Origin of the sequence: Citrobacter sp. wls714, assembly GCF_005281025.1 — a bacterium.
Taxonomy (GTDB): Bacteria; Pseudomonadota; Gammaproteobacteria; order Enterobacterales; family Enterobacteriaceae; genus Citrobacter; species Citrobacter werkmanii.
In genome coordinates this window covers 22,343-29,258 of the sequence record NZ_SZWZ01000009.1, presented here as the reverse complement: position 1 = coordinate 29,258, position 6,916 = coordinate 22,343, and the positions used below count along the sequence as shown (strand labels likewise).

Sequence of the window (6,916 nt, the reverse complement as noted above, 5' to 3'; positions counted from 1 at the left end):
ACTACCGGCTTACCCGCTTCGGCCAGCACTGCAATCGACATTCCGGCGTTATACATAACACCGTTAATCCGTACTCCGGTTTTGAGGGTGTAAATCGCAGATGCTCCGGAGGCATCAACCACGGCGGTGAGTTTATCTTCCAGAGCTGCAGTCACATCATTGAACTGCGCCTGCACCTGCGTGGACATTTCAGCCATGGCCTTATCCACCTGCGCAATGGTCGTTTTAACCACCAGAATATCCGCGCGCACTTCGCCGTACTGCGCCCACTGGTGTTCCACCGTTCCATGGTTGGCCAGCGCATTCTGCAACGCAGCTTCCAGGTTGGTATCAATGTCGCTTGTCAGGCGGTCACCATCGGCAGACGTCAGAAAATCATCGGCAATATCGCCCAGGTAGTCGTCAGCATTCGCGTTGGATTCACCACGAATCCAGTCGGTCCAGTCACTCTGATTACCAATACGGTCGACCAGGCGAGCCCGGTACCAAAATTCAACACCAGCCTTTAAGCCCAGTTGTGTGTAGGTGTGTTGCGGATAAGGAACTCCGGCAAGCAGCAGAGGGTTATCACCGTTGCCGTTTACTGAATACTGCAACTCAGTCTGGAGGGTGTCACCTGTATCAACCGGGAAGGACCAGTCAACCTGAATACCCCAGTTGATTGCTGTGGTGCGCAGACCAACCGGTTTGGGAACTTCCCCAGTACGTCCTGTGAGATGAGTCAGGACAGAAGAGGCCCATAGACTGGAAGCACCAGCGGAATTAATGGCACGGACTCGCACAAGATAATCACCAGAGAAAATCCCGGCGACCTCTATATTGCGCAGACCTGTTTCGGGGATATTGATCCACTCATTATCACCGCGTTTCCACTGTGCCTGATACGCGACGATATCTGCCTGAGGTTTCCCGTTTTTATCTAATGGCGCATCCCAACTCGCAACCATGGTGGCGATACGCTGCCCCTGGCGAACTGAATCATAGCTGCTGATCGTGATGTTCATCGGTTGCCCCACCAGGCCTGTAGGAATCAGACTGGTCGGTGGCGTATCCAGTCGAGCATTATTATCAACGGCATCGTATTTCGCGCCGTTGTACTCTGCACCGGTGATACTGTAGGTGTTCTCTTCATCGTTAAATGTCAGATTGGTTACGCGGAAATAATGGAGGCGCAACTGGCCCGCATCGATAACAAAAATGGCATTAGGTAATGGCGCCGCCGTGAACGGCGTGGACACGATAAGCTGCGTGCCATTTACGGCCTGTATCACACGGCTTTCAACGGTACCGCCCTGGGTGCGAATCATCAGCGTATCGCCCGACACCGCACTGGTGCCCCGGTCAGTGGTCACGGCCTTAAGACCTGCGTTATACCCGGTGATACGCCCGCCGTAAACGCGCCCTGACAGGCGTTCATCTGCAAACGCAAATACGGTGCCCGGCACATAAGCGAAGCCATCAAGTCCCGTCTGGACAGTGATAATACGGTCCAGAGAATTGGAGTACACTGCCCAACCACCTCGGCGCTGAGCTTCGCTTTCACGCGTGCAGCCAATCGCGGTTAGCTGAGTCTGCTTAAACTTGAACTGCTTAACCAGGTCCGGGAACATCACCGCTGTTGTGCGGTCCTGATAGTGATTGTCAGGGTCGCTGAAGTTAATCAGCGCGCTGGAGAAGCGGGTCTTTTCACTGCCGCTCGAGTAAACCGGTTTGCCCACCACCGAAGCGCGGGTAAGGATTTGCAATTTCGACGTGTCCGCCGGCATGTCCGAGACAACATTGAACATGTTGTTGCCCCAGAACGTCATGCCATTGAACCCTGCGGCAATGTCCTTGATTACCTGCCACGCATCAGCCTGCGACTGGATATAAACGTCAAACATGAAGCGCGGCTCGGTACCGTCTCCCCCCTTCCCGTCAGGTACTTTCTGATCGCAACGCTGGGCGATACGGTAAAGCTCCCACTTATCCAGCATCTGCGCCGTGACGCGTCGGCCAAGTCCGAAGCGCGGCTCAGTGAGTACATCGAACCAGATCCATGCTGGGTTATTCGTCCAGCCCCACTTAAACGTCCCGTCCCATGTGCCGCTGTAGGTTCGGGCTATCGGATCGTAATTCGAAGGGATGCGGATAATACGCCCCTTTGGTTTACAGGAAATCTTCGGGATATTGTTGAACGATTTGGCGTTGAACGACACATACAGCAGCGCCGTGTGGGGATAACGCAGGCGCGCATCAATCACCTCAGTGATAGCCTGTACCTGCGTTTTATTCTGCAACATCTGGCTGGTGCTGTCGTCGGTGTCGCGTACCACGCGAATCTGCCAGCCTGTGTTCGCTTTCGGCAGGTTAATACGGTGCGTCAACTCATAGAGAGAGCTGAGTTTCTCCGTAACAGTTTTGGTCATTACGGTGCTGTACGCGCCGCCATCAACGGCAAGGTCGATATGATACTGAACCGTAGTACCGACAATATCCCCATCGTTTTCCTGCTGTTGAAGGCCTGGAATGCCAACGCGTACCAATACGGCATCGATCTGGGTGTTGCTGATAGCTCGAGTCCATGGGGTAACTTTCGTTAGCGACACGCCGATGCTGGTTTCGTTCTCCACTGCTGGGAAACCGGGGATCGGGGCCTGCGTCTGCGTGCCCGGACGGAAATCCCAGGTAACGTTCTCAAGGTTCATCGTTCCGTCGGGGTTTCCCAACGGCGTACCGTCCAGGAATATCCGGGTCGCATCCAGGCCACCAGCAAACTCACCTTCTCCGAGCGCAAGCAGCATGCGGCAGCGCGCCATAGACTGTGCACTATCCGGCTGCTCTACAGGCGTGTGTTGCTTCTGGCTGCCACCTTTTGCACCAGTAATCGCTTCCATATTACATCCATAAAAAAAGCACCCAATTGGGTGCTTGATATTCAGAAGGGAGTTTTCAGATATCTTCAGCGACTATGCCAGCACTGATGATGGCGCCGCCAATCTCGCGCTCACCATAAAGAAGCGCGACCGGGTTACCCATCGCAAGGGTATTCACCGAGCCACCGAAGGCATATGAGGGTTTATTGTCAGGATCGTCTCGCCCCTGTAGTCCTTTCGGTTGTGGTGATAGCATCTGGTAGATACCGCCGGCCATCATTGAACTACCCGACATTATCAAACCGGCAGCGAATGTGAGCCCCACACCTGTCCATCCGGTAAGAACGCCGGTTACAACGCCAGCCACAACCATCACGGCTCCAAGGATGGTCTGGAACAAACCTGCTTTCTTTGCACCTTCCATAACCGGTGCAATTCGAATGTCGCTATTCCCAGCAAGGTTCTGATAGTCCTCAACGCCAATGTTTCTTTTTCCACGGAATACTGCAAACGTCATGCCGTTCTTTTTGGCGTTCATGAGATAGCTTTCAAGCCCATCCAGATTGATGCAGAGCGCCTTGACAGCCTCGGAAGAAGTCTGTACCGCCAGCCTGTGAACACGGCCAAACCGGGCTCCCAGTACACCGTACAATCGAATCGTGGTTAAACGCGCCATGGCTGAATCTCCTGCGGTAGTTCTTTGTGACGGACGCAGATCATCGTCCTATCTTTGAAATAACCGCGCGCATACGGCGTGATGCAGGATGGCTGCCCGTACAGATGGTGAAGCAGTTCACCTTCCTCGGTAATGATCCCCGCGTGGTTCCACTTACTGGATTCAACCTGCATGATGACCATACAGCCTGGAGACGGGTCGCATTCGACAAACCCTTCCCGCTCCCAGTTGTCGAAATACAGGTTGTCCGGGTACTGGCTTTCCCACCATGGGTAATCGACGCGAAAGTCGTTCAGCGTTACACCCTGGGTGGCATGCCAGTCCATAATCAGCCCCCAGCAGTCATTTGAGCCCAGGATAAACGGACGCCCGATAAGGGGTACCGCCTCCGGCATTATCTCGGCATATTCATCGCTATCCGGCGCATAAATGCCCCATACCACGCCGGAGTTGTTGCACTGCTGGCGGTCCAGATCGGATGGAATGGGCCTTGCTCCGTCGCCAGGATGGGAATGGATAACGCGCACAATCGCCCCGATATCTTCGGCGTTCGCCCAATGCTCGCCATCGATACGGAAATGCTCAGATGGGTTTTCATGACTGTTCGGTACCGGAATGTATCGCTGACGCCGTCCTGTCTGGATGACGAAGCCGCAGCACTCGCGTGGCGATTCCTCCAGAGCATGCACCCGGATAGCGTTCATTATCGTTTTGTTCATATTGAAGTCCGGTTATCGGGAGAAGAGAACAGTTGCCGGGAATCCACCAAAATCGAGTGTGGCAGTATTGGGTTCAGCCAGGCCCGCACCAAATCGCTTACGGCAATCGCTCAGGCAACCACCGCACACGTCCAATGCTGGGTCAGCAACCGCATTGCCTTTCGCATCAAAATACGCCGTGCCGTTGTAGGTGCAGCCGTCGCCACTGCGGTACTGGCCGCGCAGCGCCCACTCGCACAGCGATGTAATTTGACGGGTGGGAATAACCAGGTTCTGCAAATCCGCCGGGCTGCTGAGTGACCACGTAACCACCTCATCATCTTCTGAGGTTTTGGTGTCCAGCCAGAAGGTCTGGAACGTGAACATTGTAGGGTCTGCCATCGGGTTCACGCCGCCTGGGAAGTTAACCGCGTCCAGATAAACGGCGTAGGTGTCGATGATGCTTACCTTCGCGTTAACCATGTCCTTGAACTGCAGGCAGAGCGCAGTGATATGCCCGTCAAGGTTCGATACGCTCAGCTTCGGTTCCGCGGCCTGGTCGGTCGAGAGAGCGAGGTCAGAAATCTGGAATGGCCAGAAGTCGAAGGTTTTTCCATCCCAGATGATGGGTTTTGGTCCAAGCTTAGTCTCATCGCCATTCGCCGCTTCAATCTCGGTGGATGTATGGGGAAATGGACTGTAGTGAAAACGATGAATACCGCCGCTGAACTCTGAAGCATCCACTTCAACAAGGCGGACTCTGCCACCTGGCGCCAGCATTGCCGCCGTATCAATCAGTGCTGTCATGCTTCACCTCAGGCATAGACGCCATAAGCGCGCTTAATCGTGAATGTCAGTTCAGCGAATTTGCTGCTAATCTGGTTTTTGCGCACGGAGTCGGCGACAACGCGATAAAGCCCCTTCACTTCGCCAGGAGGCGTGATGACAAATGCTTTAACGGTATGCGCCAGCAGGAAGTCGCGAACTGCGTTAATTTCCGCCTCCGTTCCTGCATGCTTCATTGGAACCTGAATGGCGGTGGAGTTAATACCGTTCTCAGCCACCTGTTCGTAACCGTCCCCGAACTGCGCAGACCGTATCGTTTGACTGTATTCGACAGCACCCGCGCCGAGCTGCGAATGCCAGTTGTAGGTTTCGACGGTCATATTTACTCCATAAAAAAACCCGCCGAAGCGGGTGTTTGTATTTTTATATCCAATATACCAAACCTGCAAAAAGCGGATTTGTGTTATGTGCCGGTCATATCATCTGATGGTTGAGGTTGTTCCACTAACTCGTTGTTAGAGCAATACCTTTCTTTAAACCTGATGTGCTTTGGCTTGGCTTGTTCAGAAATGTCGAAGCCTGAAAGGACTCGCTCAAAGGAAACCTCAGACATATCGTCATGTGCCGTTATCTCACCAGCAGCTTGTTTCCTTTCAACATTATCGACACGCCAGATAACGGCCTCAGCATAAACAACATAACTCGGATGCTGAATAAATCGATGGTCGCCAGGGTTAAGCACGCAAGCATCATCGTGAGGGACACCCGGCTTAATACTAGAGACATTCACAACCAAAATGCAGTAACAGTCATTTATTGGGTAATAAACAGGATCGTTGCAAATCACATGGAGATGATTGCATGGTCCACTCGGAGCTAAGACTGTTCCTTTTCTATAAGGTTGGAATGTACTCATGACAATTGAGAAGAAAATTCCTTAAGCTCTTGTGATTCGCGCATGCTCCTGAGAATATTTTCAGCTTCTTCAGGAGTCTTCCCTGCATTCAAAAAGATCTCACGAACATCAATTGGGGCTCTCGAACCGTTAGGATCGTGCCATTCCGGACATACCTCACGCAGGTGGGTCATGTCACGCAGCTCATATCTGTTCATGTGACCATACTGTGCATAAATTTCATCAAGAATACGTACATCAGCCCGGCTCAATTCATCGAACACCTCATCGACATCCATTTCACGGGGATCTGCACTCAGACATACATCGTGCCCAGCCGTATTTATCAGACGATACCAGTATTCGCCGTCAATATCTGCCCTACCACGAATCAAATCTAACGTGGTCGACATCACGGGACCATGAGGCATAGAGTAAAGGCGATCTTCACCCATCATGCGCCCATACATGATCATTGATTGACGGTTTGCCAAGTATAGCAATTTCATTAGCTTCAGATATGCCATGCGCCCGCCACGTTTTAGTAGCAGGTAAGCAGCCATCTGAGCTACTTTTTCTTCGCAAAACATAGTTGAACCTCTAAATCAATAATGAAAGTACATCTCTACAACGATTTTATAGCCAGCTATAACTTTTAAGCAATCTTCATTTCGTCAAGATAGCCCCACGTTCGACGATGATCGCGATGACCATTTTGCAAGTTAGCGTCATGTTTGCCGAAATTACCTCTAAGGTAATTGCAGAATCACAACATGATCGTGCAAAGTTGCAATGCGTTCCAATGCGTTTCAATCTGTACCAATGCGCACAAATAGCACTTTTTGCACAAGAACATGGCCTACTTACAATGAATTCCCCAAAAGATTGCTGTAGTATTTCGCGCCCTCTGAATGCGGCGTTCAAATTTCAACCGCATCGTTCTCAGGAGAGCAACAAAAAGCCCCGCGTCAGCGAGGCTTGGTTTCGGTTGAGTGGTGGTGGTTAG

Annotated in this window: 7 protein-coding genes; all 7 read right to left on the bottom strand. The window is 52.2% G+C overall.

What is annotated here, in order from left to right; translation table 11 throughout:
• Positions 1-2,876 (bottom strand): host specificity protein J (locus FDX11_RS01530; RefSeq protein WP_137397366.1); only part of this gene is annotated, 2,876 nt, incomplete at its 3' end.
• Between the two features lie 55 nt (positions 2,877-2,931).
• Positions 2,932-3,531, bottom strand: coding sequence for a tail assembly protein (locus FDX11_RS01525; RefSeq protein WP_137397365.1), 600 nt, complete (start codon positions 3,529-3,531; stop codon positions 2,932-2,934).
• Entirely contained in the window at positions 3,519-4,250 is a 732-nt protein-coding gene (locus FDX11_RS01520; RefSeq protein WP_137397364.1) for a C40 family peptidase, read from the bottom strand. Before FDX11_RS01520 ends, FDX11_RS01525 begins: the two co-directional genes overlap by 13 nt.
• A 12-nt stretch (positions 4,251-4,262) precedes the next feature.
• Entirely contained in the window at positions 4,263-5,036 is a 774-nt protein-coding gene (locus FDX11_RS01515) for a phage minor tail protein L (RefSeq protein WP_137397363.1), read from the bottom strand.
• An 8-nt stretch (positions 5,037-5,044) separates the two neighbouring features.
• A complete protein-coding gene (locus FDX11_RS01510; RefSeq protein WP_137397362.1) occupies positions 5,045-5,395 on the bottom strand; it encodes a phage tail protein in 351 nt (116 codons plus the stop codon).
• An 83-nt stretch (positions 5,396-5,478) separates the two neighbouring features.
• The gene (locus FDX11_RS25350) at positions 5,479-5,757 is read right to left on the bottom strand and encodes a hypothetical protein (RefSeq protein ID WP_249360708.1); all 279 of its coding nucleotides are present in this window, start codon (positions 5,755-5,757) and stop codon (positions 5,479-5,481) included.
• A 170-nt stretch (positions 5,758-5,927) separates the two neighbouring features.
• On the bottom strand, positions 5,928-6,500 hold the full coding sequence (locus FDX11_RS01500) for a Panacea domain-containing protein (protein ID WP_048997979.1): 573 nt from the start codon (positions 6,498-6,500) through the stop codon (positions 5,928-5,930).
• Positions 6,501-6,916: the final 416 nt, after the last annotated feature.

Bases quoted from the DNA above. Each gene is read 5' to 3' on its own strand.
- FDX11_RS01525 (WP_137397365.1), bottom strand. From the start codon at position 3,531: ATGGCGCGTTTAACCACGATTCGATTGTACGGTGTACTGGGAGCCCGG.
- FDX11_RS01520 (WP_137397364.1), bottom strand. From the start codon at position 4,250: ATGAACAAAACGATAATGAACGCTATCCGGGTGCATGCTCTGGAGGAA.
- FDX11_RS01515 (WP_137397363.1), bottom strand. From the start codon at position 5,036: ATGACAGCACTGATTGATACGGCGGCAATGCTGGCGCCAGGTGGCAGA.
- FDX11_RS01510 (WP_137397362.1), bottom strand. From the start codon at position 5,395: ATGACCGTCGAAACCTACAACTGGCATTCGCAGCTCGGCGCGGGTGCT.
- FDX11_RS01500 (WP_048997979.1), bottom strand. From the start codon at position 6,500: ATGTTTTGCGAAGAAAAAGTAGCTCAGATGGCTGCTTACCTGCTACTA.